Genomic DNA, 22364 nt, shown 5'->3' on the forward strand with positions numbered 1-22364 from the left:
CAACCGTCTGGTTGATGACCGATCGTCGTCCCGGAGTCAGGCTGTGGCTGGGCATCTCCGAGGCAGGCCCAGCGGAAGCATTCATGCCGACGTCCATTCCAGCACGAACCATTTACACAAGCCAAGCTGTCCGCTCACAAGTTGAACGCGATAGAATGGAAGCTGTCGTTCTTTTCCTGACGGTCAGCCTGCTGACGGCACTAGTCGCTGTCATCTCCAATACGCAGGGAGTGTGGCTCTAACGCGCTCCTGCGCCGCTGGTCGTTGTCCCACCCCATGTCTCAGTGTTTGCTGTTGTGAGACGCGCAGACAACCCTCCGCGCTGATGCCGCTTCTGCCCTTAAGCCGACTTTGGCTTTCCAGCAGCCCGGGTCGCCCAGCTATCTCGGAAAGCGATCAATGCGGCCGCAATGAAGCCGCTCACGAGAAGCAGCCAATCCTGCGGCACCCTGAGAAGAATGGCAGCGCTGCCACCGACCAACGACCAGGCGAAAGGAATGACCAGGAGCCAGCGCGGCACGGGGCTCGTGGTCAACAGAAGGAGCCCGAATGTAAAAATGGTCACCGGGCAAGGCGTGACGCCAAACATCGGCATGTGCGGATAAGAGTGGCCCGTGGCCGTGCCAATAAGGGGGTAGACAATTGCAGCATAGGCTATGAACGTCATCCCGACCCAGGTCGCTGTACCCGGTCGTACACCGAAATGGATTTGGCGTGAAAAGCCCGAATAGAAAAGATAACAGCCTTGGATGATGAACGAGGCGGCGAAGAGATAAGCAGCCTTGTTAATCGCAGCGAACCAAAGGCCGTGATAGCCAATCCCAGTCCATAGCCACATCGAAGCTAGGATTCCCGAAATGGCAGGGTCTGCTGCTTCTCGCCTCTTGAAGAAGAGCAATATGACCGCGAAAGCTCCGAGCAGATACGCTGCTACCTGCACTGGCCAGATCGCCTGGTTGTAATCTGAAAAAACAGCGAGAAATTGCTCGGGCGTAAAGGGCAGCATGCGGTTTCCCGGTCCTGTGACCTCGCGTACATTGTTCCCGCCGACGAGCGGCCGAATTGATTTCACGCAAGCAATCGCGGACCGCGTGCTTCCCTCAGGAGCGCGGGACATGAGACTACGCGCGTTCATTGCGGTACTCTGCGTCGCCGACAAGCGCTTCGCAGGGATCAAGGAGGGTTTCGACCGCATACGCGGACGAACGCCGCGACGCCAGCGCCTTGATGCCGCCCGTCCCTATCGCTAGGGACAGACGCCCGCTGAGAAGCCCGCTAGACTGGTCCCGAGGAAAACGAAAATCCCCGGGGAGGCCGCCTTGAGCACCGCGCCGCGCGTCGACATCGACCCCACAGCGTTCTGGGCCGATCCCTATCCGATGCTCGCAAAATTGCGCAAGGAAGCGCCCATTGCCTTCGTGCCGCAGCTCGGCTCGACGCTATTGACGAGCCGCGACGACATCTCGATCTCCGAGAAGCAGATCGACGTGTTCTCCTCGCACCAGCCCGCCGGCCTGATGAACCGGCTGATGGGCCACAACATGATGCGCAAGGATGGCGAGGCGCATCAAATCGAGCGGCGCGCGATGTTTCCGACGGTGTCGCCGAAGACGGTGAAGGCGCACTGGACCGCGCTGTTCCAGGCCCATGCCGACCGCATTCTCGATGCGATCGCGCCCGGGCGGATCGACTTCATGCGCGACTTCGCGCTGCCGTTCTCCGGCGAGTGCCTGAAGTCGATCACCGGCCTCACCAATATCGGCTTCCAGGACATGGATGCGTGGTCGCAAGGCATGATCGAGGGCATCGCCAATTACGGCGGCGATCCTGCGGTCGAGGCGCGCTGCCATGCCGCCACGTCAGGGATCGATGCTGCGATCGACGACATCCTGCCGGTGATGCGCAAGAATCCCGACCAGAGCATTTTGGGCGTTCTCCTCGCCTCCGGCATGCCGATGGAGAGCGTGCGCGCCAATGTCAAACTCGCGATCTCGGGCGGCCAGAACGAGCCGCGCAAGGCGATCGCCGGCACGGTGTGGGCGCTGCTGACGCATCCCGAGCAGCTCGAGTTCGTGCGCAAGGGCGAGGTCACGTGGCTCGAGGCGTTCGAGGAATATGCCCGCTGGATCTCGCCGATCGGCATGTCGCCGCGACGCATCGCAAAGCCGTGGTCGATCCGGGACGTCGCGTTCGAGCTGGATGAGCGTGTGTTCCTGATGTTCGGCTCGGCCAATCGCGACGAGAAGCACTTCGAGCGCGGCGATGAGTTCGACGTGCGGCGTGACACGTCGAAGAGCGTCGCCTTCGGCGCCGGTCCGCATTTTTGCGCCGGCGCCTGGGCCTCGCGCGCGATGATCGCCGACGTCGCGCTGCCGACGGTGTTTGGGCGGGCCCGGCATCTGGAGATCGCTGATGACGAGCCGGTGCGGATCGGCGGCTGGGCGTTCCGGGGCTTGCAGAATTTGCCGGTGACGTGGCTGCAATAGCAGGGCAGGGGACCCTGCACCCCTAGCGCGGTCATGGTGGCATCATGCTCCTGTTTTGCCCGACGCGTCAATAAAAATTCGCAAAAAGAGAATTACGTTTCGAGGGAATGCGCGGGGCTACTGTGCATGGGGTTGTTTTCGCGTTTTTTGATCAGTCCGCACGGCGCTCACAATCGCGTGCGGAAAAATTCCGCCTGCATCATCGCGGCAGCTTGAAAGATTAATCGCGCGCTCCACGACGCGCGCAGTGCTCGCATCGCTATTTTTCCGGATGTCTCGACACCTCCGCTGAGCCGCACCATCATTCTCGAACTGAATGAGAGACGGCCGCTTGCGGCCGGGAGCGTGGAATGCAGCGTCGAGACTTTCTCAAGCTATCCGTTGGAACTGCGGCGGCCGCTGCATTCGATCGCTTCTACAAGCTCGGCCTCAAGCCGATCGTTGTCCGTGACATCGTCTGACGCAGCACGGCGACCTGATCGTGCCGACCAGCCTTCCCATCCATAGAGGTCCGAACATGAAGCGCATCGTCCAACGCGTGATCGCCGCCATCGTCATGTCGATCGGCGTCGTCGCCGCCGCGGTCGGCACGACCTACGGCTAGGAGCACATCCATGAGCAAGAGCAACATCCTCTGGTTCCTGCCGACCCACGGTGATGGCCGCTATCTCGGCACCGGCATCGGCGGTCGAGAGGTCAACTTCAACTATCTGCGCCAAATCGCGCAGGCAGCCGACCAGCTCGGCTATTACGGCGTGCTGCTGCCGACCGGACGGTCCTGCGAGGATTCGTGGATCGTCGCCTCCTCAGTCGCGCCGCTCACCGAGCGGCTGCGCTATCTCGTCGCCGTCCGTCCCGGCCTGCAATCGCCGACGGTCGCCGCGCGCATGACGGCGACGCTCGATCGCATCACCAATGGCCGGTTGCTCATTAACGTCGTCACCGGCGGTGATCCCGTCGAGAACAAGGGCGACGGCATCTTTCTCGGCCATGACGAGCGCTACGAGGTCACGCGCGAGTTCCTCAATGTCTATGCCGACCTGCTCGCGGGCAAGACCGTCAATGTCGAGGGCAGGCACATCCGCATCGAGGACGGCAAGCTCTTGTTCCACCCGGTGCAGTCGCCGCGCCCGCCGCTCTATTTCGGCGGCTCCTCGGATGCCGGCATCGACGTCGCGGTCGACACCGTCGACAAATATCTCACCTGGGGCGAGCCGCTGGCGCTGGTCGCCGAAAAGGTCGCGAGGGTAAGGGACGTCGCCGCCGCGCGTGGCCGAAAACTCTCCTTCGGCATCCGCCTTCATGTGATCGTCCGCGAGACCAACGAAGAGGCCTGGCGCGCTGCGAACGAGCTGATCAAGCATGTCAGCGACGAGACCATCGCGGCCGCGCGGAAGAACTTTGCGCGGATGGATTCGGTCGGCCAGCAACGCATGGCGCAGCTTCATGGCGGCAAGCGCGACAAGCTCGAGATCGCACCGAATCTCTGGGCCGGCGTCGGCCTGGTGCGCGGCGGCGCCGGCACGGCGCTGGTCGGCGATCCCCAGACGGTCGCCGCGCGGATCAAGGAGTATCAGGACATCGGCATCGATACCTTCATCATGTCGGGTTACCCGCATCTGGAAGAAGCCTATCGCTTTGCCGAGCTGGTCTTCCCGCTGCTCTCGCTGGAGCAGCCGAGCAACGTGACCAGGCTGCACTTCAACGGCGGTCCGTTCGGCGAGACGGTCGGCAGCGATTACCGCCCGCAGCATCGGGTGTCGCAATCATGAGTCTCATCGACAGCATCTCTCTCCCGCGCAGCTTCCGCCTGCCGCGCCTCGACGGCCTGGTGCAGTGGATCGTGCCGATCGCCATCATCGCACTCTGGCAGGTCGCCAGCGTCACCGGGGTCGTGCCGGTGCGCGTGCTGCCGGCGCCGAGCGACGTCGCGCTTGCCGGCTGGAAGCTGCTGCTCTCCGGCGAGCTCGTCCGCAACATCTGGGTGTCGTTCTGGCGCGCCTCGATCGGCTTTCTGATCGGCGGCAGCATCGGCTTCGCCTTCGGGCTTGCCAACGGCCTGTCGCAGCTTTCGGCAAAGCTTACCGACACCACGCTGCAGATGGTGCGCAACGTGCCGCATCTGGCGCTGATCCCGCTGGTCATTCTGTGGTTCGGCATCGATGAGAGCGCCAAGCTGTTTCTCGTCGCACTCGGTGTATTCTTCCCGATCTATCTCAACACGCTGCACGGCATCCGTACCGTCGATCCGCAGCTGATCGAGATGGGCCGAATCTACGGCATGAGCGACGGCGAGCTGTTCCGCCGCGTGATCTTTCCGGGCGCGCTGCCCTCGATCTTCGTCGGCATCCGTTTCGCGCTCGGCATCATGTGGTTGACGTTGATCGTCGCCGAGACCATCGCGGCATCCTCGGGGCTCGGCTACATGGCGATGCAGGCGCGCGAGTTCATGCTGATCGACGTTGTCGTGCTCTCGATCCTGATTTACGCGCTGCTCGGCAAGCTCGCCGACAGCACCTCCCGTGTGCTGGAGCGCGCGACGCTCTCCTGGCACCCCGCCTTCCAGAAACGCTGAGAGTGACATGCAGACAGCCCTTCGGACTTCTCTTCCGGAAATCGAGCCCGCCGGCCGAGCCAACTTTGTCCCTCACGCCCGCGTCGCGCGCGAGGAGCGTCCGGTTCATGTCAGCGGTCTGCCGCTCGGCATCCGCGGCCTGCGAAAGTCCTTCGGCGACAACGAGGTGCTGCGCGGCATCGATCTGCACATTCCGGCCGGCCAGTTCGTCGCGATCGTCGGCAAGAGCGGCTGCGGCAAGAGCACGCTGCTGCGGCTCGTCGCCGGCCTGGAGAAGATCGACGCCGGTAGCATCAGTCTTGGCGACGAAGTTCAAGCGGAGGACATCCGCGTGATGTTCCAGGAGCCGCGGCTGTTGCCGTGGGCGCGGGTGCTCTCCAATGTCGAGGTCGGTCTCGGCCGCGATCGTGCCTCTGATGATGCGCATGCGCGCGCCGAGGAGGCGCTCACGGAAGTCGGTCTCGCCGACAAGCGCGACCAGTGGCCGTCAGTGCTGTCGGGTGGCCAGAAACAGCGCGTCGCGCTGGCGCGCGCGCTGGTCTCCCGGCCGCGGGTGCTTGCCTTCGACGAACCGCTCGGGGCGCTGGATGCGCTGACCCGAATCTCGATGCAGCGGCTGCTGGAGCGGGTCTGGCGCGACCAGGGCTTTACCGCAATCCTGGTGACACATGACGTTTCCGAGGCCGTCGCGCTGGCCGATCGGGTGCTGGTGATCGAGGAGGGGCGGATCGCCCATGACGTCTTGGTTAATGCGGCCCGGCCGCGCGCGCGTGGCTCGGTCGAGCTCACCGGCCTCGAAGGCTCGATCCTGAGCCATCTTTTGTCGGCGGATGATCGTACCTAAATAGAAGGGAACCCCGCTTCCGGGGAGCATGCCATGAATGTAGTCCCTCGCGAGCTCATGACCGAAACTGCCGTCTCGTCCGCCGATTTCCGCGGCGCCATGCGCCACCTCACCGGCGGCGTCAGCATCATCACCGCCGGACGGGGCAGGGACGTCACCGGCATGACCGTCACCTCGGTGACCTCGTTGTCGGTCGATCCGCCGACGCTGCTGGTCAGCATCAACCGCGATGCCTCGTCCTTCCCGCTGATCCGCCGCCACGGCGCGTTCGGCGTGAACATCCTCGCGGCCGATCAGCTCGACGTCGCCGAGCGTTTTGCCGGCAAGGGCGGGCTGAAAGGCGCCGATCGTTTTGCCGGCGCCCAATGGGTCACGGCCGTCTCCGGCGTTCCGCTGCTGGTCGGCGCCTTGTCCGCGGTCGATTGCGAGGTCGAGGAGATCGTCGAGCGCCATTCGCATGGCATCGTCATCGGCCGGGTCAGGAACATCAAGAATTCGGTGCGCAACGCGGCGCTCGCTTATTGGCACGGCCAGTATGTGGCGGTGGACCAGGACGAGGACGCCGCAAGACTCGCCGAGGTCAGTGTTCCCGCGCGCGGCTTGCGCGGCGCTTGATCGCAGCGGGCTTGAGGTCCGCTGGGCTGGCCTTTTCTCGCTCATCGCTCTAGAAGCCCCCGAGCCTCCCATGACGGGACGGCCATGGAGCGGAGCGATGAAGCGCGTCGGGACCTGGGCCTTCTACGCCGTCAGTGCGCTGGCGATTGCCTATCTCGCCCTCTACGCCTATGCGATGTTCCGCGGCGAGCCATTCGTGCCCGGCGATCCCATTCATATTTTCCGCAAGCCGGACACGCCGAGTTATTCGTAGGACTTGCTCGGTTTCGTAGGTGGGCAAAGGTGCTCTTGCGCCGTGCTCACCATCTCGCCATGATCGCGAAAAAGTTGGTGGGCACGCTTCCGCCTTCGCTCTTCGAGCTACGGCGGACAAGTCGCTTTGTCCACGGCACCTACATCAGCCCTTTATAATCGCGAGCGCCAGCGCCTGTGCGCGCGGCACGATGCTGTCGAGCTCGAGATATTCCTCCGGCGAATGGGCGAGACCACCGACCGGGCCGACACCGCAGATGGTCGGCGTCCCCACCGCGGCGGTGAAGCCGGAATCGGCGCAGCCGCCGGAGAACTCGCCCTGCAGCGTGGTGAGGCCGGCCTGCGCGGCCGCGGCCTGGTAGCTTTCGAACAATGCCTTCGAGCCCTCGCTCTGCACCACCGGTACGAACTCGCCCTTGATGGTCAGCGTCGCGCTGGTGCCGGGTACGTACGGCGTGGCGATGATCCGTTCGATCTCGGCCATCACGGTCGCACGATCCTTCGGATCGACATAGCGCATGTCGATCTGGCCCTCGGCGTAGGGCGCGGTCGTGTTGACCGACTGGCCACCCGAGATGAGGCCGACATTGAGCGTGATGCCCTTGGTGAGGTCGGTCAGCGCGTGGATCTGGATGATCTTGTGCGCGAGCTCGCCGATTGCGCTAATACCGGCGGCAAAATTGGCACCGGAATGCGCGGCCTTGCCGGTGATGGCCATGTGCATGAAGATGCCGCCCTTGCGGCTGGTGACGACATTGCCGGTCGGGCGGCCAGGCTCGGAGTTGAACACCGCGCGCGCGGCACGACCTTCGCGCTCGATCACCGGCCGCGACGAGGGCGAGCCGATCTCTTCGTCCGAAGTGATCAGCACTTTGATCGGATGCGGCGCGCCGCCGAATTTGTGGAAGGCGGTGGCCACGAACACGTTCATGACGAGGCCGGCCTTCATGTCGGCGACGCCGGGCCCATAGGCGCGGTTGTCCTTGATCGTGAACGGGCGACGTCCGGCCTCGCCCTTGCCGAACACGGTGTCGCGATGCCCCATCAACAGCACCGGCTTTTCGTTGCTGCCGGGTTTTGCCACGTCCGCGTGGAGCGCATCGCCGAACGTGCCGTGGCTCTCCCTGCGCGAGGGAATGCCGTGTTCGGCAAAGTGCCGCTCGAACCGCGCACCGACCGCATCGACGCCTTCCTTGTCGTAGGATCCGGAATCGATGTTCACGACGTCGCGCAGCAGATCGATCATCGCCTGCCGCTGCGACGCCAGCCAATCCGTGATTTGAGTTTCCAGCATCATCACCTCGTGCATCAATACTGACCTACCTATAAGTCCTGTCTGATCGACGACCTAGCCGCCGAATGCAGCCCTCCCCCGAGCCGGGCTCCATGCTCGTGCATGGCTGCATTGTGTCGGAGCGAAAAGCCGCTATAGTTCGCGCCCAGCTGCCAGCTGGACGTGCCGAAGTCCATTGTCTCTGATTTCAAGGCAGCACTCGCATGCTGTCGGCAGGCCATGCCTCGCTCTCAATCAGAGCGCTTTTTCAGAACCTGAATGCTGTTGTCGTAACCCTCGACGGAGAGAAACATGCCGCTGTTCATCTCGTACGTCTCATACTCAAACGCGGGTATCAAGGGAATGGTCGACAAGCCGATCGATCGCACCTCGGCCATCGGTGCGCTGGTCGAAAGGGCCGGCGGAAAGCTCCAGGGAGCTTTCATGACGACCGGTCAGCACGATGCAGTGCTCGTCACGGAGTTTCCCGACGGCTCCGATGCGATCGCGATTGGAATGGTTGCCGCCGCCGCCGGCGCCGTTTCCAAGATCGAAACCGTGCGCGCCTGGAAGATGGGTGAATTCAAGAGCATTGCGGAAAAGGCTGCGAAGCTCGCAAGCTCCTACGTCCCGCCGGGCAAGTAGTTCGGGCAGATCTTGACATCAAAAGGCCCGGAGCGGTTCCCGCTCCGGGCCTTTTTCTGCAGACAGGGAGTCTGAAGCTCGGCGCTCATCCCAGCGCCGGCATGCGCGGATATTCGCCGGGCGTGCCGGCGGGGGTGATCGGAATGCCGCCGTCGGCGTATTCGTTGAGCTTGTTGCGCAGCGTGCGGATCGAGATGCCCAGGATGTTGGCGGCGTGGGTCCGGTTGCCGAGGCAGTGCTTCAGCGTCTCCAGGATCAAGTCGCGCTCGACGTCGGCGACGGTGCGTCCCACAAGAGCGCGCGTGACCTGCTCGGCGGCCATGGTGGCATGAGCCACGGCCGGTGCCGTCTTGGCGAGGTCGAGGCGGTCGCCATCGGGCGTCAGGATCGCATCGGGACCAATCTCGTCGCCCTGGGCCATCAGCACTGCGCGGTGCATCGTGTTCTCGAGCTCGCGGACGTTACCCTGCCAACGGTTGGTGGAGAGCACACGTTTGGCTTCGGCCGAAATGGGGCGCATCGGCACGCCGTTGGCCTCGGCATATTTCTTCACGAAATGCTGGGCGAGCTCCATGATGTCGGCGGGACGCTCGCGCAGCGGCGGGATTTTCAGGTTCACGACATTGAGACGGAACAGAAGGTCCTCGCGGAACGTGCCTTCACGGACGGCATCCGCCAGGTTGCGGTTCGAGGTCGCGATGATGCGGATGTCGACCGTGACCGGCTTGGTGCCGCCGACGCGGTCGATCACCCGCTCCTGGATGGCGCGGAGGAGCTTGGATTGCAGACGAACGTCCATCTCGGAGATTTCGTCCAGCAACAGCGTGCCGCCGGTCGCCTCCTCGAACTTGCCGATGCGGCGGGCGATCGCGCCGGTGAAGGCGCCCTTCTCGTGACCGAACAGCTCGGACTCCAGGAGATGCTCGGGGATCGCGGCGCAGTTGATCGAGATGAACGGGCGCTTGGCACGGGCCGAGCGGGTGTGGACGTAGCGGGCCAGCACTTCCTTGCCCGTGCCGGATTCGCCGGTGATCATCACCGAGGCATCGGAGCCCGCGATCTGCTGGGCGAGCTTGATGACGCGCGCCATGGCTTCGTCGCGATAGACCAGCTCGCGGGAATCGTTGGCGACGGCGGCCAGCACCGCGGCGATCAGCTCCGGATCCGGCGGCAGCGGGATATATTCCTTGGCGCCGGCATGGATCGCGGCGACCGCGGCGCGGGCGTCGTTGGTGATGCCGCAGGCGACGATAGGAGCGTGGATGTGCTCGGCCTCGAGCCGCATCACGAGGTCGCGGATGTCGAGGGCGACGTCGACCAGCAACAGGTCGGCGCCCTTGCCGCCGCGCAGAACGCGCATCGCCTGCTCGTGATCCTCGGCATGGGTCACGGTCGCGCCGTTGTCCATCGCGATCTTGGTGGCGGTGGTGAGCTGGCCCTTCAATGTGCCAACGATGAGAAGCCGCATGTCAGTCTCCTGTCCGTCTGTTCGCGCTGCCGCGCGTCATTCTTTCTGCGTGCGTTAGCCGCGTTCCGTCCTGATGATTTCCGTCATGGTCACGCCGAGCTTGTCCTCGACCAGCACCACCTCGCCGCGGGCGACGAGCTTGTTGTTGACGTAGATGTCGATCGCTTCGCCGACGCGGCGGTCGAGCTCGAGCACGGTGCCGGGCCCGAGCTTCAACAGCTCGCCGACGTCCATCTTGGAGCGGCCGAGCACCGCCGAAACCTGCACCGGCACGTCGAAGACGGCTTCGAGGTCGGCCGCGACGCGCGCTGCATATTCGTCCTCGTTGTAGCCGACATCGGTGCCGCCAGGCGGCAGCGGGCCGTTGAGGTCGGGCAGCGGGACCTGTCCATCGGTGTCGCTCATGGCTTAATTCCCCTTGCGGGACGCGATATAGCGTCCGACCATGTCGTCGATCTTGGCCGCGATGGCGCTACGCTCCAGCACGACGCCGCCATCGGCCCATTCGATCCGGCAGTCGCCGGTGGCAATTTCGGGCTCGGCCAGGATCACCAGCCGACCTTCGAAACCGCTCTGCTTGGCGAGCCGCTCGATCTTCTCGCGTGCGCTGTCATAGAGGGCGTCGTTGATGCGGACCACGAGGTGCGGCGTCGCGACCAGATGCGAGAAGCAGTCCTTGACCAGCGCCATGATCTCGCCGAGCGGCTCGGCGGCGATCAGGTCGGCGCATAGCTTACGGGCCACGGCAACCGCGACGTCGACCGCCTCGGTCTCCATCTTGCTCTCGATGTTGCCGATCCCTGCGGCAATGCCCCGGATTGCGATGTTGATCTCTTCCATGGCGAGAGCCACCCGGCGGTCGCTCTCGGCCTTGGCTTCACGCTGGCCCGCGGCAAAGCCGTCCTGATAGGCGCGCGCCTCAGCTTCCGCGACCTTCTGCGCGATCTCGGCTGCAGTCGCGGCCTTCTCGCGCGTCCGGTCGGGGGCGGCGAAGTCGGTATCGAACAGGAATTTGGCGGGAGCGCCCATCAGTACACCAGCTCGTCGTCAGCGCGGTTCTTGGTCAGCATGATCTCGCCCTTGGCCGCGAGGTCCTTGGCGAGGTTGACCAGCAGGGCCTGGGCCTCGTCGACGTCGCGCAGGCGCACCGGGCCCATTGCCGCCATGTCGTCCTGCAGCATCTTGGCCGCGCGCGAGGACATGTTGCCGAAGAAGAAGTTGCGGACGTCCTCGTTGGCGCTCTTCAGGGCGACGCCGAGCTTGTCCTTGTCGACGTTGCGCATCAGGGTCTGGGCCGAGCCGGAATCGAGCTTCACGAGGTCGTCGAAGGTGAACATCAGCGCCTTGATGCGTTCGGCCGATTCCCGGTTTTCCTCTTCGAGAGAGGTGATGAAGCGGGTTTCGGTCTGGCGGTCGAAATTGTTGAAGATTTCCGCCATCACCTCGTGGGCGTCGCGGCGGCGGGTCTGCGATAGGTTCGACATGAATTCGGTGCGCAGCGTCTTCTCCACGCTCTCGATCACCTCCTTCTGCACCGCTTCCATTTTCAGCATGCGGTTGACGACGTCGAGCGCGAGGTCCTCGGGGAAGATGCCGAGCACGCGTGCGGCATGCTCCGGCTTCAGCTTCGACAGCACCACCGCGATGGTCTGCGGGTATTCGTTCTTGAGGTAGTTGGCGAGCACCTCTTCCTGCACGTTGGAGAGCTTTTCCCACATGTTGCGGCCTGCCGGGCCGCGGATCTCGTCCATGATGCCGTTGACGCGCTCGGGCGCCAGATATTGCTGGAGCAGCCGCTCGGTGGCGTCGAAATTGCCCATCAGCGCGCCGGAGGCCGACATGCGGGAGACGAATTCGAGCAGCATGTCCTCGACCGTGTCGACCTCGACGGTGCCGAGCGTCGACATTTCCAGCGAGAGCTGGCGCACCTCGTCGTCATCGAGCAGCGACCAGATCTTGCCGCCATATTGCTCGCCGAGCGCCAGCATCAGGATTGCGGCGCGCTTCGGGCCGGCCACCGCTTCGATCTTGGCGCCCGTCCGGTTGCCGGCGCGCTGGCCGAGCGTAGAGATCACGCTGGTGATGTCGTTCGAGTTGGCGTTTTGCAGGGAAGCGGCCATGTCAGTTCACTCGATCATTTCGCGGGTTCGGTCAGCCATTGACGAATGATGGCAACGGTTTCGTTGGGATTGCGTTCGGCGAGCTCGCCGACGCGATGAACGGACTGGGCGTGGACCTGGCCCTGGATGGTGGCGACGTCGATCGCGCTCGCGGTGCCGCTCGGCAGGAGCGGCTGGCCGCTGGCGGGTGCGGCCTCGTCCGAGGTCGCGGGGCCGGCGAGCACGCCGGAGATGGCGGCGGCGACTTCGTCGGAGGCGAGGATGCGCTTGACCAGCGGGCGGATCACCATGAACAGCACGACCAGGCCGAGCAGCATCATCACGCCGAGCTCGACGAAGTACATGACGTCGTCCTTGGTGAACTGCAGCATGCCGAGGAAGCCGGAGGGCTCGGTGATCGGGGCGGTGGAGGGGGCGTCGGCGAAGCGCAGATTGACGACCTCGACCTGGTCGCCGCGCTTCTGGTCGAAGCCGATCGCCGATCGCACCAGGGTGGCGATGCGGTCGAGCTGCTCTTTGGTGCGGTCGGTGTAGGCGAGCTCGCCCTTGTCATTCTTGGTGTAGATGCCGTCGACCAGCACCGCGACCGAGATGCGGTTGACCCGGCCGGCCTCGGTCACCTCGGTCTTGGTGGTGCGGGAGATCTCGTAATTGTTGGTTTCCTCGGACTTCTTGCTCTGGTCCTTCGCCGGCACGCCGCTGTTCTGCTGGTTGCCGGGGAGCTCGTTGTTGACCGTGACCTGGCCATTGTTGTCGGCGGTCATGCTCTGCTCTTCGCGGGTCTGGCTCGAGCGCAGCACGCGGCCTTCGGGGTCGAACTTGTCCGAGGTCTGGGTGATCTTGTTGAAGTCGAAATCGGCGGAGAGCTGAACGCGGGCGCGGCCCGAGCCGACCACGGAGGAGACGATGTCCTCGACCTGCTTGCGCATCCGCTTCTCGAAGGCGGTGCGGCGCTCGTCGCCGAGGGCCTGCTCCGGATCGGTTGCGGCGCCGTCGGCGAGCAGCTGGCCGGCTTCGTCCACGATCGAGACCCGCTGAGGCTTCAATCCGTTGACAGCGGAGGCGACGAGGTGGCGGATGGCACGGATCTGCTGGGCTTCGAGCGAGCCGCGGACCCGTACCACGATCGAGGCCGACGGCTCCGGCGCCTCGCGTGCAAACAGCGGGCGCTCGGGCAGCACCAGATGGACGCGGGCGGCCTGGATCCGATCGATGGCGCGGATGGTGCGGGCGAGCTCGCCCTCTAGCGCGCGCAAGTGATTGATGTTCTGGACGAAAGAGGTGGTGCCAAGTGCATCCGACTTGTCGAAGACTTCGTAGCCGACGCCGCCGCCCTTGGGCAGGCCGCCCTCGGCAAGCTTCATCCGCAGACGGGTGACCTTGTCCTTGGGCACCATGATGATGGTGCCCTCGTTGCGCAGCTCGAACTGGATGCCCTGGCGTTCCAGGTCCTTGATAATGCTGGAGGAATCTTCGACCGACAGATCGGTGAAGAGCGTCGTCATCTGCGGCGTGGTGACCCGCATGATGACAAACGCGAAGAAGCCGATGAGCGCGGCGGTGACCGCAATCATCGCCCCGAAGCGGGCGGCGCCGATACCTTTTAAAAAGTCCGCAAGACCTTGCAAGCAACCGCCCCGACAGATTCGACCCGCATTCCAAGAGCGGCCGAGTGGGCAATTATTGCCTAGGTGATGGTTTCGATATGGTTAACGAAGGTTAAGAGCTGGGACAAAAGTAGCGACATGAAAAAAATCGGCCTCGCAAGGCGAGGCCGATTTTCGTCAAAAGCAGCAGATTTCCGGATTGCTTACTGGCGATATTGCTGGATGCGGGTGGTGCGAAGACCCGCCAGACCATGCTGGTCGATGGAAAACTGCCAGGAGAGGAATTCGTCGACCGTCAGGGTATAACGGCTGCAGGCCTCCTCAAGCGAGAGAAGTCCACCACGAACTGCGGCGACGACTTCGGCCTTGCGGCGGATGACCCAGCGTTTGGTGCCGGGTGCGGGCAGATCTGCAATCGTCAGCGGACTGCCGTCCGGCCCGATGACGTATTTTACCCTCGGGCGATGGGGTTCTGTCATGGCGTACTCACAAACTCTCAACCACTGAACTCACGCCGTAACCCTACGCGTGCCGGCTTAAAAATCCGCTAAGCCTAAGGCTTCAATACAATTCTCGTTGAATCCTGCTGGAACGAAACCGCCCGGCGGGCCGAAAAGGGTGATTTCAGCCAGCCGAGCGGGGTCTTCGTAAATGCTTTACTAACGAACGAGGCCTGCGCGCGATGCTTGCCGAGGCCCAAACTGTCGTCCCGGCAAAGGCCCGGACCCATACCGCGTGATCTATCGATGACACGCAACTGGCAGTACCAAGATAGACTTCCTAACCACGGGCCTTCGCTAAACTTCTCTTTGTGGTTATGGATCCCGGCGTTCGCTGGGATGACACCGCGTGTGTGGCGGGCGCGTGCGCCCTCAATTGCTGCTGGTCGCGACGATGCTCTTCACCTGGCTCAGCGTGTAGCTGCTGCCGTCGATGGTGAGCAGCGGCGGCGACTGGGTCAGGTCGACGGACGACACCGTGCCCTGCACCTGCGCGGCGACGCCGACGCTGTTGCCTGAGGCGTCTTTGCCCGTCGCCGTGATCGTGTACTTGCCGTCAGGCCATTGCGTGCCGTCATTGCCCTGGCCGTTCCAGGTGAAGGGAATGTCGCTGCCGGCGCCGGCGGTATATTGGCCGCTGAAGACGGTCTGGCCGGTGGAATTGGCGATGGAGATGTTGACCGTGGCGCTGGAGGGCACGTTGAGGTGCCAGGTCGCCGAAGACTGCGACATCGTTGCGGTGGCGCCGTCGACCACGGCGGTCTTGCCGACGAAGCCCAGCGCCTGGGTCGCCTGCGTGGTCTGCTGCAGGGTGACGAGCTGAGACAGCGAGTCGTTGGTCTTGAGCTGCTGCTCGACGCCGGCGAACTGCACCAACTGCTGGGTGAACTGGTTGGTGTCGAGCGGATCGAGCGGGTTCTGGTTCTGCAGCTGCGTGGTCAGCAGCGTCAGGAAGGTCTGGAAGTTGCCAGCCAGCGTCGATCCCGTGGTCGAGCTCAGCGAGTTCGACGAGGAGGACGACGACGATGACGTCGGGGTCGTGCCGGAGACGACGGACGGGGCGGTGGCGGCATTCGTGGTGGTCATTAGCGAATACTCCTCACACTCTGATATCGACGCCGCTGCTCGCTCCGAGCATGCGGCCATAGCTGCGGCTCACGGGTGCCGCCGCGGCTGAATCGTCTTCGCTGATGATCAGCCGGCGGGAATTGCCGGAATTGTCGTTGTTCTGGCCGGAGTTCTGTCCCGACGAATTCTGGTCGCGCAGGCTGAAGGAGAGCCCGTTGCTGCCGGTCTTGAGGCCGGCATCGTCGAGCGCGCGCTGCAACTGCGGCGCATCCTGCCGCAGCATCTGCAGCGTCTCCGGCTTCTCGACGGTGACATGCGAGGTGACCTGGCCGTTGCGGTCGACATTGATGCGGACGTCGATACGACCAAGATCGATCGGATCGAGGCTGATGTCGAAGCGAGTCTTGCCGGCGCGCGCGGCGGCCGCGATCTCGACCGGAATGCCGCTGATCGGCACCGCCGTCGATGTTGCCGCGGTCGCGGTGAGTGTCGCGGTGGAGGCGGTGGATGTCGAGGTCGTGTTGGTCAGCGGCGCCTGCACGGCGTTTGCGGCTTGCGTGCTGGTGTCGGTTGCCGTGCTAGGCGCGACTTGCGTATCGGCATGAACGTGCGTCGCGGGTGCGGCTGGCGTGGCATCGGCGGTACGATTAGCAGCATCAGCCTTTGCATCGGCAGCAGTTGCATCAGTCTGCGGCTTTGCAGCTTGCGGATGCGCGGCCGCGTTGGCGCCGGGGGTCGTCGCGATCGCGGGATTTTGCGCGGTGGCAGCAGCCTGCGCGGTTTTGCCCGCGTCTTGCCCGATATTGGAGACGTCGCTGTCGCCTTGCGTGGTCGCGACGGCCCTGAATGAGGTTTTCGGCGTGCCTTGGTCGACTGCGGTGAGCTGCGCGGCGTTCGCCGCGGCATCGGTTGCGGCCGTGTCGGTTGTTGCGTTTGCCGCATCGGCGAGCGCGGCCTTCGCATCGGTGGTCTTGGCGTCGCCGGTCTTGACGGTCTTGCCGGTCGCGTCCGCCTTGGTGGCCGTGATCTGTGCCGCGGTGGAGGCGCTCGCGGCGATGCCGGCGGCTGCGATCGTCAGCGGCGAGGAAGCGGTGCCTGTGGCCTGGCTGGCCGCCGCATTCGGGTCGACCGGCACCGCGGGCGCGGCCACGGGAACGGCGGTTTGATCGGGTGTCGCCGCCGGCGTCGCAGCGGCCTGTGCGGCGGCCGAGGCGTCGACCGCGGCGGCGAGGCCGTTGGTGCCGTCGGTCTTGTCGCTCTTCGCGCTGTCGGACTTGTCGTCCGACTTGGCGGCGGAGGCGTCAGCCTTGTTCTTGTCCTTGGATTTCCCGGGGGCCTTGGTCGGATCGGCCGGCGTGTCGGTGCTGGCTGTCGCCGCAGATTCCGTGCTGTCGCTCGCCTTGCTCTGCGAGGAGGAGTCGGTCGCGGCGGTATCGCGCGTGCTCTTGTCCGACGTGGAGGAGGACGACGAGGACGATGAATCGCTCCGACGCGGCGGCGCCTGGTCTTGGGCGGAGGACGGAGCGTTGTTGCTGATGGCCTGGGTGTTGCTGTCGACCAGCGCGCCGAAGGAGTCGCTCGGCGTGGTGTCCCTGGTGCTCTGGGAGCGGGCAGGCTTTTGCTGCGCGCTCGACACTTGCGCGCTTGCCGCTACGTCTGACGTGACACCAACCACAGGCGTACCCCTTGAAAACATCTTCGGATCAGGAGGTTAGCAAGGAGCGGGCCAGTCCTTCTTTGGGGCATTTTATATAGTAAAATCAAATGCTTGAAGAATTGAGGCCGCCCCGGTCGGCACCCCGCCGGCCCCGCCATTTCTGCCGCCCCGGCAAGAATTGCCCTGAGCGTGTGGCGGCCGTGATTGCTTCACCGGAATGCCACCTATATTAAAGGCTGCTCTCAGCCGCTTTCGACCGGGCCAGCCAGTGCCTTTCGGGAACCGAAGTTCCCGGGGACTCCTGGTGGACCGGTCCAGAGCATCAGGAATCGCGGGAAACGCCGCCGTCACGTCAGCTTAGGCCCATGCTCAACAGTCTGGATCTCGAAGGCCGTCCTGAGGATACCAGGGTCGTCGTTGCCATGTCGGGCGGCGTCGATTCCTCGACGACGGCTGCGCTGCTGAAGGCGGAGGGCTACGACGTTGTCGGCATCACGCTGCAGCTCTACGATCATGGCGCGGCGACCCATCGCAAGGGCGCCTGCTGCGCCGGCCAGGACATCCACGACGCCCGCGACGTCGCCGCCAAGCTCGGCATTCCCCATTACGTGCTCGACTACGAGGATCGTTTTCGCGAGTCCGTCATCGACAACTTTGCCGATAGCTACGCGCTCGGCGAAACGCCGGTGCCGTGCATCGAGTGCAACCGCAGCGTCAAATTCCGCGACCTCTTGAAGACCGCGCGCGAGTTGGGGGCGCAGGCGCTCGCCACCGGCCATTATGTCGCCTCGCGCCGCGGCGAGGACGGCTCGCGCGCGCTGGTGTGTGCGGCCGACAGCGACCGCGACCAGAGCTATTTCCTGTTCGCGACCACGCAGGAACAGCTCGACTTCCTGCGCTTCCCGCTCGGTGACATGACCAAGCCCGAGACGCGCGAACTCGCGCGCCGCTATGGCCTTTCCGTCGCCGACAAGCACGACAGCCAGGACATCTGCTTCGTGCCGACGGGGCGCTACACCGACATCATCACCCGCCTGCGTCCGAATGCGATGGAAAGCGGCGACATCGTCGATCTCGACGGCCGCGTGCTCGGCCAGCATCACGGCATTGCTAATTTCACCATCGGCCAGCGCCGTGGCCTCGGCATCGCGGCCAGCGCGCCGCTGTTCGTGGTGCGGTTAGACGCCGCCAACCGCCGCGTCGTGGTCGGCCCGCGCGATGCCCTGAAGATGCACCGCATCGCACTTCGCGACGTCAACTGGATCGGCGGCGGCGACATCGACAGCGCAATCGGCAACGGTCTCGAGCTGTTCGTGCGCGTGCGTTCGACCCGCAGCCCTCAGCCGGCCTGGCTGCGCGGCGCCGATGGTCATTACGAGGTCGAGCTCGTCGCCGGCGAAGAGGGCGTTTCGCCCGGCCAGGCCTGCGTGTTCTACGACGCGCCCTCAGGGCAGGCGCGCGTGCTCGGCGGCGGCTTCATTCAGAGCGCTGCGGCGAAGATCTCCGCCGCGACATCCCGCCCGCTCGCGGAAGCCGTGCGCGGCTAATCATGACAAGTTTGGATCGCACTCTCGCGACACCGGAAGTGCGCTCCCTCCCCCGCCTGCGGGGGACGGTTCGGGAGAGGGCTCTGTCCACCGGCGATATATCACGAACGGATAAAGCCCTCACCCGCGCCTTCGGCGCGACCTCTCCCGCAAGCGGGAGAGGCGCTAGACTGCGCTCAGGGCTGGCGTCGATTTCACCAACAGTCATCACACTCTAGAGTTTCGCGTAGGGCAGGGGGGCATGGCAGCAGACATCTCGCGGGCCGGGGTCGAGAAGGCCTATGGCCGCTGGGCGCCGGTCTATGATCTCGTGTTCGGCAAGGTATTCGACGCCGGCCGGCAGTCGACCATTGCGGAAGCCGATCGCATCGGCGGCCGCATCCTCGACGTCGGCGTCGGCACCGGTCTCTCACTCTCCGATTATTCGCGCACCACGAAGATCTGCGGCGTCGACATTTCCGAGCCGATGCTGCGCAAGGCGCAGGCGCGCGTGCGGGCCCAGCGCCTCTCCAATGTCGAAGTGCTCTCGGTGATGGATGCGAAGAATCTCGCCTTTCCCGACGGCGCGTTTGACGCGGTGGTCGCGCAATATGTCATCACCGCCGTACCCGATCCCGAAGGCACGCTTGACGAGTTCGTGCGCGTGCTCAAGCCGGGCGGCGAGCTGATCCTGGTCAATCACATCGGCGCCGAGAGCGGCCCGCGAAAACTGTTCGAGCTGGCTTTCGCACCCGTCGCCCGCCGCCTCGGCTGGCGCCCGGAATTCCCATGGGACCGTCTGGTCAGCTGGGCCGCCAAACACGGCGGCGTCACGCTCGCCGAGCGCCGCCCAATGCCGCCGATGGGCCATTTTTCGCTGATCCGCTACCACAAATCGTAATCTTCGCGGACGGAACACCGCCCATCGCTCGTGCGTTTTGATCCCATGCGCACGACATCAAACATCCTTCTAGCGGGCCTCGTGATCGCAGCCTCTGCGCCAGCGATCGCGCAGGCCCCGCCCGCCCCGGCCACGCCGCCGCAAGCGACCGCGCCGCCATCCCCGCAACACGCGGCAAACTGCATGCCGCAGGATCGCCCGAACCGCGCCACCGCCCCGGACGGCACGACGACTGGCCAATCCCGGGAACCGCTCGGCGACAGATTGGCCAAATCCGACGGCGTGCTCTGCCCGCCCGCCGGCGTCGACCCCGAAATGCACGCTCCCGCGCCGAGCACGGACGGCAGCATGCCGGTGATCCCGCCTCCCGGCAGCCCCGGCGGCGATCCCACCGTGAAGCCGAAATAAAACAGTTTCACCGCTCCTTTCTTCGCCTCTTCCTGACGAAACCTCAGCGAAAGCGGACGAGGGGAGAGGGCGGAATCCGCGCAAAAGCGCAGGTTCCGAGTGAGCGGGACTCTCCCCGAGTCCAGTGCCGGAAAACGCTCGCCTTTCCGCGGACTTGTCCCGCCGAAGCCTTGGCGAAGGCGGAAGCTTTTCGGATTGACTTCCCGCCGCCCCCTTCCTTATATGCCGCGCGTTCGCGAGATCGGCCGTTCCGCCGTTCGCGACCCTATGGCGGGGTAGCTCAGCTGGTTAGAGCACGGGAATCATAATCCTGGGGTCGGGGGTTCGAGTCCCTCCCCCGCTACCAGAAAACACTACAACATCAATAGATTAGGCGGATCACGTCGGCACGAATCTCGATCCGTAGCGCATCTGTAGCGCCGCGTCGCATGCGAACGGCAATCTAGTCCTTGAGCGCTCGTAGCTGAATCCTTCATAGGTAATCTTTCGAAGGCCGTCGTCGTTGCAGCTTTTCTCGTTCGCTTGAATCGGCAGGCCCCTCGATCCTCCGCGCCGGCACGCATCAAGTGGAACGAGCCACGCATTCTGACGAAAGCCGAGCCAGCAATCTAATCCTTGATGGATCAAGGCCGGATCGCGTACTCCGCGCTGCTCGAGGACACGGTCTTGAAGCTGGCGACGATGTCGGCCGCGAACTCGCTTCTGCTGCTCAGCCCTCTCAAGGCTGAAACAGGGGTTCGATTCCCCTAGGGAGCGCCAGAAAATTCAACGACTTAGAACTGCGATGGCGAAGTCGTCGAATATCCGTTGAATAAGCGTCGGCGGACGTTGGCGGACTGCGACACACTGATTCAGTGATCTTACTACGCAGGTTCGCGCGCGTAGAGCCGACAGCTCCGTTGGCAATTCGAGCGGCGGTGACAGCCACAACGACATGCAATCCGCTTCCGAGCACGCGGTGTGCTCGCACCTGGTTGGCCGCGCTCCATGCTTTGAATGCGCGATGTTTTCCGTGCCGCAAATGAAGGCTTCCGCATCTTCGGCGGTGTAACCGAGTTCGGACTCGGTCCAGAAGAATGCCGCACCCGCGACAGCGATCGGGAAGATAATTTTGTTAGGCTCGACGATCCGAGCTTGCTGGCGCTTCGCCCGTGAAGGTCGACGGTGACGCGGATTCATTTTTGATCGCGTCACGCCGCGCCGGCGACTAAGCAGGACCTCGGTGATCCACCCCAGGAGGCGAGTTGATTTTGCTCATCATGAGCTATTCGCGGCTTTCTCTCCTCATAGCGAGTGCGCTGGAACGTTTCGCGCTGCTCCAGATACCGTCCTGGCGGATAGAACGACTTTTGCGATTAAGCCCGGTGAGACGACCATTTCGATTAGCGCCGCAGCATCTCCCCGGATGGCTGCCTGCGCTTCCTACCAACTCGCAGAGATGCTCGTTACGCAGGACGACATCTCGGCTCGCTGCCGTTCGGTGAAGTTCTGTGCCGGACAGGGTTCGCCAGTAAGACAGAAAAGCGATCCGCCGACTCCGAATGATCGGCCAACTCTTCTATTTCGGGGAAAACAGCGATGTCAGCCGAACGATCATCGCCTGCTTGCTCACTTGGTAGCGATCGGCCAAAGCGTCGATGCGCGCCTCATTCTCCAGATCGAGAGTGTAGCCCGCAACATCAAGCCTAATCCATTGCGCCGGGATCAACAGATTGGCTGCGAAGGCATTGGCTTCGATCTCTTCGACGTCTTCAGCGGTGGCCGAGCGCGCGTCTCTTAAGTTAATTCTGAAGACCTGATCGACATGAACCTCTGCTCCCTTATGGAGAGCGAGATGGCCCAGTTCATGGGCAATTGTGAAGCGCTTACGCAGAGGGTGATGCGACCTGTTGACCGCGATTACCTTGCGGCCGTTCCCCCGAAATAGAATTCCCGACGCATCGTCATCGAGCTCTACTTCCCGGATCTCTGCACCCAGCAAGTCCGCTACAAGATCGAGCGAAACCGGTGGAGAATTCTGGCCCTCAAGAAGCTCTGCAGCCTTGCGGCGTACGCGTGCGTAGCCGATGCGAGGCTTCATTTATCCGACCTTGATTTCTCGCTCTTCAGCATCTCCACGACGCGCGCTACATCCTGCCGCATCGTGGGATCCGATTGCGACTGCGGTGAAGGCATGAGTTCGGAAGGTTTCGCGTCCAGGGCATCCGCGATCTCAATCAGCTGATGCAGCAGCACCCGCTGCCGTCCCTTCTCGATATTCGTAATCGACGCGCGTGAGAGCTGGACCCGGCGAGCAAGCTCTTCCTGGGTCACGCTGCGGGTCTCTCGGAGCTCCCGGACTCGGTCTCCGAACAGACGATAAAGGTTTGAATCCATGCCTTATTCTACACCGTCAAAACCAAATTTCAAGAAATGTTTG

Annotated in this window: 26 protein-coding genes and 1 tRNA gene; 15 read left to right on the plus strand and 12 right to left on the minus strand. The window is 63.9% G+C overall.

Annotated elements, in window-relative coordinates:
* Positions 1-340 precede the first annotated feature (340 nt).
* Positions 341-1006 (minus strand): DUF6064 family protein, encoded by a 666-nt coding sequence (locus ACWAT4_RS06790; RefSeq protein WP_212425985.1) that lies wholly within the window; start codon positions 1004-1006, stop codon positions 341-343.
* 109 nt (positions 1007-1115) lie between these two features.
* Between ACWAT4_RS06790 and ACWAT4_RS06795 the strand changes: the two genes are divergently transcribed.
* The 9 genes from ACWAT4_RS06795 (at position 1116) to ACWAT4_RS06835 (ending at position 6773) form a co-directional block, all read left to right on the plus strand.
* Positions 1116-1250 carry a hypothetical protein gene (locus ACWAT4_RS06795; RefSeq protein ID WP_283815633.1) on the plus strand — a complete coding sequence of 45 codons (135 nt, stop codon included), beginning with the start codon at positions 1116-1118 and terminating at the stop codon, positions 1248-1250.
* A gap of 69 nt (positions 1251-1319) precedes the next feature.
* Complete coding sequence (locus ACWAT4_RS06800) at positions 1320-2486, plus strand: cytochrome P450 (protein WP_449730094.1); 1167 nt, start codon at positions 1320-1322, stop codon at positions 2484-2486.
* Positions 2487-2836: 350 nt separating this feature from the next.
* The gene (locus ACWAT4_RS06805; protein ID WP_212298148.1) at positions 2837-2947 is read left to right on the plus strand and encodes a twin-arginine translocation signal domain-containing protein; all 111 of its coding nucleotides are present in this window, start codon (positions 2837-2839) and stop codon (positions 2945-2947) included.
* A 20-nt stretch (positions 2948-2967) separates the two neighbouring features.
* Positions 2968-3090: a hypothetical protein gene (locus tag ACWAT4_RS06810; RefSeq protein WP_283815634.1), complete on the plus strand. Its 123-nt coding sequence runs from the start codon at positions 2968-2970 to the stop codon at positions 3088-3090.
* Between the two features lie 10 nt (positions 3091-3100).
* Entirely contained in the window at positions 3101-4258 is a 1158-nt protein-coding gene (gene ssuD, locus ACWAT4_RS06815) for an FMNH2-dependent alkanesulfonate monooxygenase (protein WP_212425987.1), read from the plus strand.
* Positions 4255-5061: an ABC transporter permease subunit gene (locus tag ACWAT4_RS06820; protein WP_212425988.1), complete on the plus strand. Its 807-nt coding sequence runs from the start codon at positions 4255-4257 to the stop codon at positions 5059-5061. Before ssuD ends, ACWAT4_RS06820 begins: the two co-directional genes overlap by 4 nt.
* 7 nt (positions 5062-5068) lie before the next feature.
* Complete coding sequence (locus ACWAT4_RS06825) at positions 5069-5905, plus strand: ATP-binding cassette domain-containing protein (RefSeq protein ID WP_212425989.1); 837 nt, start codon at positions 5069-5071, stop codon at positions 5903-5905.
* Between the two features lie 33 nt (positions 5906-5938).
* Complete coding sequence (locus ACWAT4_RS06830) at positions 5939-6520, plus strand: flavin reductase family protein (RefSeq protein WP_212298144.1); 582 nt, start codon at positions 5939-5941, stop codon at positions 6518-6520.
* A gap of 97 nt (positions 6521-6617) precedes the next feature.
* Complete coding sequence (locus ACWAT4_RS06835; protein WP_212425990.1) at positions 6618-6773, plus strand: hypothetical protein; 156 nt, start codon at positions 6618-6620, stop codon at positions 6771-6773.
* A 144-nt stretch (positions 6774-6917) separates the two neighbouring features.
* Here the strand turns inward: ACWAT4_RS06835 and ACWAT4_RS06840 are convergent, their stop codons facing one another.
* Positions 6918-8066 carry a M20 family metallopeptidase gene (locus tag ACWAT4_RS06840; protein ID WP_212425997.1) on the minus strand — a complete coding sequence of 383 codons (1149 nt, stop codon included), beginning with the start codon at positions 8064-8066 and terminating at the stop codon, positions 6918-6920.
* Positions 8067-8357: 291 nt separating this feature from the next.
* Between ACWAT4_RS06840 and ACWAT4_RS06845 the strand changes: the two genes are divergently transcribed.
* Positions 8358-8690 (plus strand): GYD domain-containing protein, encoded by a 333-nt coding sequence (locus tag ACWAT4_RS06845; RefSeq protein WP_212298142.1) that lies wholly within the window; start codon positions 8358-8360, stop codon positions 8688-8690.
* Positions 8691-8775: 85 nt separating this feature from the next.
* Here ACWAT4_RS06845 and flbD read toward each other — a convergent pair whose 3' ends face one another.
* From flbD to ACWAT4_RS06885, 8 genes are all read right to left on the minus strand, one after another.
* Positions 8776-10158, minus strand: a complete 1383-nt coding sequence (gene flbD, locus ACWAT4_RS06850; RefSeq protein WP_212425991.1) for a sigma-54-dependent transcriptional regulator FlbD — start codon at positions 10156-10158, stop codon at positions 8776-8778.
* Between the two features lie 54 nt (positions 10159-10212).
* On the minus strand, positions 10213-10563 hold the full coding sequence (gene fliN / locus ACWAT4_RS06855; RefSeq protein WP_212298140.1) for a flagellar motor switch protein FliN: 351 nt from the start codon (positions 10561-10563) through the stop codon (positions 10213-10215).
* 3 nt (positions 10564-10566) lie between these two features.
* Positions 10567-11187: a FliH/SctL family protein gene (locus ACWAT4_RS06860; RefSeq protein ID WP_212298139.1), complete on the minus strand. Its 621-nt coding sequence runs from the start codon at positions 11185-11187 to the stop codon at positions 10567-10569.
* Positions 11187-12278 (minus strand): flagellar motor switch protein FliG, encoded by a 1092-nt coding sequence (fliG, locus tag ACWAT4_RS06865; protein ID WP_212298138.1) that lies wholly within the window; start codon positions 12276-12278, stop codon positions 11187-11189. The genes ACWAT4_RS06860 and fliG overlap by 1 nt, the downstream gene beginning before the upstream one ends.
* Before the next feature lie 14 nt (positions 12279-12292).
* Complete coding sequence (gene fliF, locus ACWAT4_RS06870; RefSeq protein WP_212298137.1) at positions 12293-13906, minus strand: flagellar basal-body MS-ring/collar protein FliF; 1614 nt, start codon at positions 13904-13906, stop codon at positions 12293-12295.
* A 182-nt stretch (positions 13907-14088) separates the two neighbouring features.
* Positions 14089-14364, minus strand: a complete 276-nt coding sequence (sciP, locus tag ACWAT4_RS06875) for a CtrA inhibitor SciP (RefSeq protein ID WP_002714638.1) — start codon at positions 14362-14364, stop codon at positions 14089-14091.
* Between the two features lie 393 nt (positions 14365-14757).
* Positions 14758-15471, minus strand: a complete 714-nt coding sequence (locus tag ACWAT4_RS06880; RefSeq protein WP_212298136.1) for a flagellar hook assembly protein FlgD — start codon at positions 15469-15471, stop codon at positions 14758-14760.
* A 13-nt stretch (positions 15472-15484) separates the two neighbouring features.
* The gene (locus tag ACWAT4_RS06885) at positions 15485-17128 is read right to left on the minus strand and encodes a flagellar hook-length control protein FliK (protein ID WP_449730095.1); all 1644 of its coding nucleotides are present in this window, start codon (positions 17126-17128) and stop codon (positions 15485-15487) included.
* A 347-nt stretch (positions 17129-17475) separates the two neighbouring features.
* On the opposite strand from ACWAT4_RS06885, the gene mnmA reads away from it, so the two are divergent.
* The 5 genes from mnmA (at position 17476) to ACWAT4_RS06910 (ending at position 21100) form a co-directional block, all read left to right on the plus strand.
* Positions 17476-18657, plus strand: coding sequence for a tRNA 2-thiouridine(34) synthase MnmA (mnmA, locus tag ACWAT4_RS06890; RefSeq protein WP_212425993.1), 1182 nt, complete (start codon positions 17476-17478; stop codon positions 18655-18657).
* A gap of 241 nt (positions 18658-18898) precedes the next feature.
* The gene (locus ACWAT4_RS06895) at positions 18899-19537 is read left to right on the plus strand and encodes a class I SAM-dependent methyltransferase (RefSeq protein ID WP_212298134.1); all 639 of its coding nucleotides are present in this window, start codon (positions 18899-18901) and stop codon (positions 19535-19537) included.
* Between the two features lie 45 nt (positions 19538-19582).
* Positions 19583-19945 carry a hypothetical protein gene (locus ACWAT4_RS06900; protein WP_212298133.1) on the plus strand — a complete coding sequence of 121 codons (363 nt, stop codon included), beginning with the start codon at positions 19583-19585 and terminating at the stop codon, positions 19943-19945.
* Positions 19946-20214: 269 nt separating this feature from the next.
* Positions 20215-20291: transfer RNA gene (locus ACWAT4_RS06905), tRNA-Met, on the plus strand.
* A 650-nt stretch (positions 20292-20941) separates the two neighbouring features.
* Positions 20942-21100: a hypothetical protein gene (locus ACWAT4_RS06910; RefSeq protein WP_449730096.1), complete on the plus strand. Its 159-nt coding sequence runs from the start codon at positions 20942-20944 to the stop codon at positions 21098-21100.
* A gap of 403 nt (positions 21101-21503) precedes the next feature.
* Here the strand turns inward: ACWAT4_RS06910 and ACWAT4_RS06915 are convergent, their stop codons facing one another.
* Together ACWAT4_RS06915 and ACWAT4_RS06920 are read right to left on the minus strand one after the other, a co-directional pair.
* Positions 21504-22025, minus strand: coding sequence for an ImmA/IrrE family metallo-endopeptidase (locus ACWAT4_RS06915; protein ID WP_449730097.1), 522 nt, complete (start codon positions 22023-22025; stop codon positions 21504-21506).
* Positions 22022-22258 carry a helix-turn-helix domain-containing protein gene (locus ACWAT4_RS06920; protein WP_449730098.1) on the minus strand — a complete coding sequence of 79 codons (237 nt, stop codon included), beginning with the start codon at positions 22256-22258 and terminating at the stop codon, positions 22022-22024. Before ACWAT4_RS06920 ends, ACWAT4_RS06915 begins: the two co-directional genes overlap by 4 nt.
* Between the last annotated feature and the right edge of the window lie 106 nt (positions 22259-22364).

It is taken from the genome of Bradyrhizobium sp. T-1 (genome assembly GCF_053592855.1).

Bases quoted from the DNA above. Each gene is read 5' to 3' on its own strand.
- ACWAT4_RS06830 (WP_212298144.1), top strand. From the start codon at position 5,939: ATGAATGTAGTCCCTCGCGAGCTCATGACCGAAACTGCCGTCTCGTCC.
- ACWAT4_RS06820 (WP_212425988.1), top strand. From the start codon at position 4,255: ATGAGTCTCATCGACAGCATCTCTCTCCCGCGCAGCTTCCGCCTGCCG.
- ACWAT4_RS06840 (WP_212425997.1), bottom strand. From the start codon at position 8,066: ATGCTGGAAACTCAAATCACGGATTGGCTGGCGTCGCAGCGGCAGGCG.
- ACWAT4_RS06805 (WP_212298148.1), top strand. From the start codon at position 2,837: ATGCAGCGTCGAGACTTTCTCAAGCTATCCGTTGGAACTGCGGCGGCC.
- ACWAT4_RS06900 (WP_212298133.1), top strand. From the start codon at position 19,583: ATGCGCACGACATCAAACATCCTTCTAGCGGGCCTCGTGATCGCAGCC.
- ACWAT4_RS06825 (WP_212425989.1), top strand. From the start codon at position 5,069: ATGCAGACAGCCCTTCGGACTTCTCTTCCGGAAATCGAGCCCGCCGGC.
- mnmA (WP_212425993.1), top strand. From the start codon at position 17,476: ATGCTCAACAGTCTGGATCTCGAAGGCCGTCCTGAGGATACCAGGGTC.
- sciP (WP_002714638.1), bottom strand. From the start codon at position 14,364: ATGACAGAACCCCATCGCCCGAGGGTAAAATACGTCATCGGGCCGGAC.
- ACWAT4_RS06915 (WP_449730097.1), bottom strand. From the start codon at position 22,025: ATGAAGCCTCGCATCGGCTACGCACGCGTACGCCGCAAGGCTGCAGAG.
- ssuD (WP_212425987.1), top strand. From the start codon at position 3,101: ATGAGCAAGAGCAACATCCTCTGGTTCCTGCCGACCCACGGTGATGGC.
- ACWAT4_RS06860 (WP_212298139.1), bottom strand. From the start codon at position 11,187: ATGGGCGCTCCCGCCAAATTCCTGTTCGATACCGACTTCGCCGCCCCC.
- flbD (WP_212425991.1), bottom strand. From the start codon at position 10,158: ATGCGGCTTCTCATCGTTGGCACATTGAAGGGCCAGCTCACCACCGCC.
- ACWAT4_RS06880 (WP_212298136.1), bottom strand. From the start codon at position 15,471: ATGACCACCACGAATGCCGCCACCGCCCCGTCCGTCGTCTCCGGCACG.
- ACWAT4_RS06795 (WP_283815633.1), top strand. From the start codon at position 1,116: ATGAGACTACGCGCGTTCATTGCGGTACTCTGCGTCGCCGACAAGCGC.
- ACWAT4_RS06895 (WP_212298134.1), top strand. From the start codon at position 18,899: ATGGCAGCAGACATCTCGCGGGCCGGGGTCGAGAAGGCCTATGGCCGC.
- fliN (WP_212298140.1), bottom strand. From the start codon at position 10,563: ATGAGCGACACCGATGGACAGGTCCCGCTGCCCGACCTCAACGGCCCG.
- ACWAT4_RS06910 (WP_449730096.1), top strand. From the start codon at position 20,942: ATGCGCGATGTTTTCCGTGCCGCAAATGAAGGCTTCCGCATCTTCGGC.
- fliG (WP_212298138.1), bottom strand. From the start codon at position 12,278: ATGGCCGCTTCCCTGCAAAACGCCAACTCGAACGACATCACCAGCGTG.
- ACWAT4_RS06790 (WP_212425985.1), bottom strand. From the start codon at position 1,006: ATGCTGCCCTTTACGCCCGAGCAATTTCTCGCTGTTTTTTCAGATTAC.
- ACWAT4_RS06845 (WP_212298142.1), top strand. From the start codon at position 8,358: ATGCCGCTGTTCATCTCGTACGTCTCATACTCAAACGCGGGTATCAAG.
- ACWAT4_RS06835 (WP_212425990.1), top strand. From the start codon at position 6,618: ATGAAGCGCGTCGGGACCTGGGCCTTCTACGCCGTCAGTGCGCTGGCG.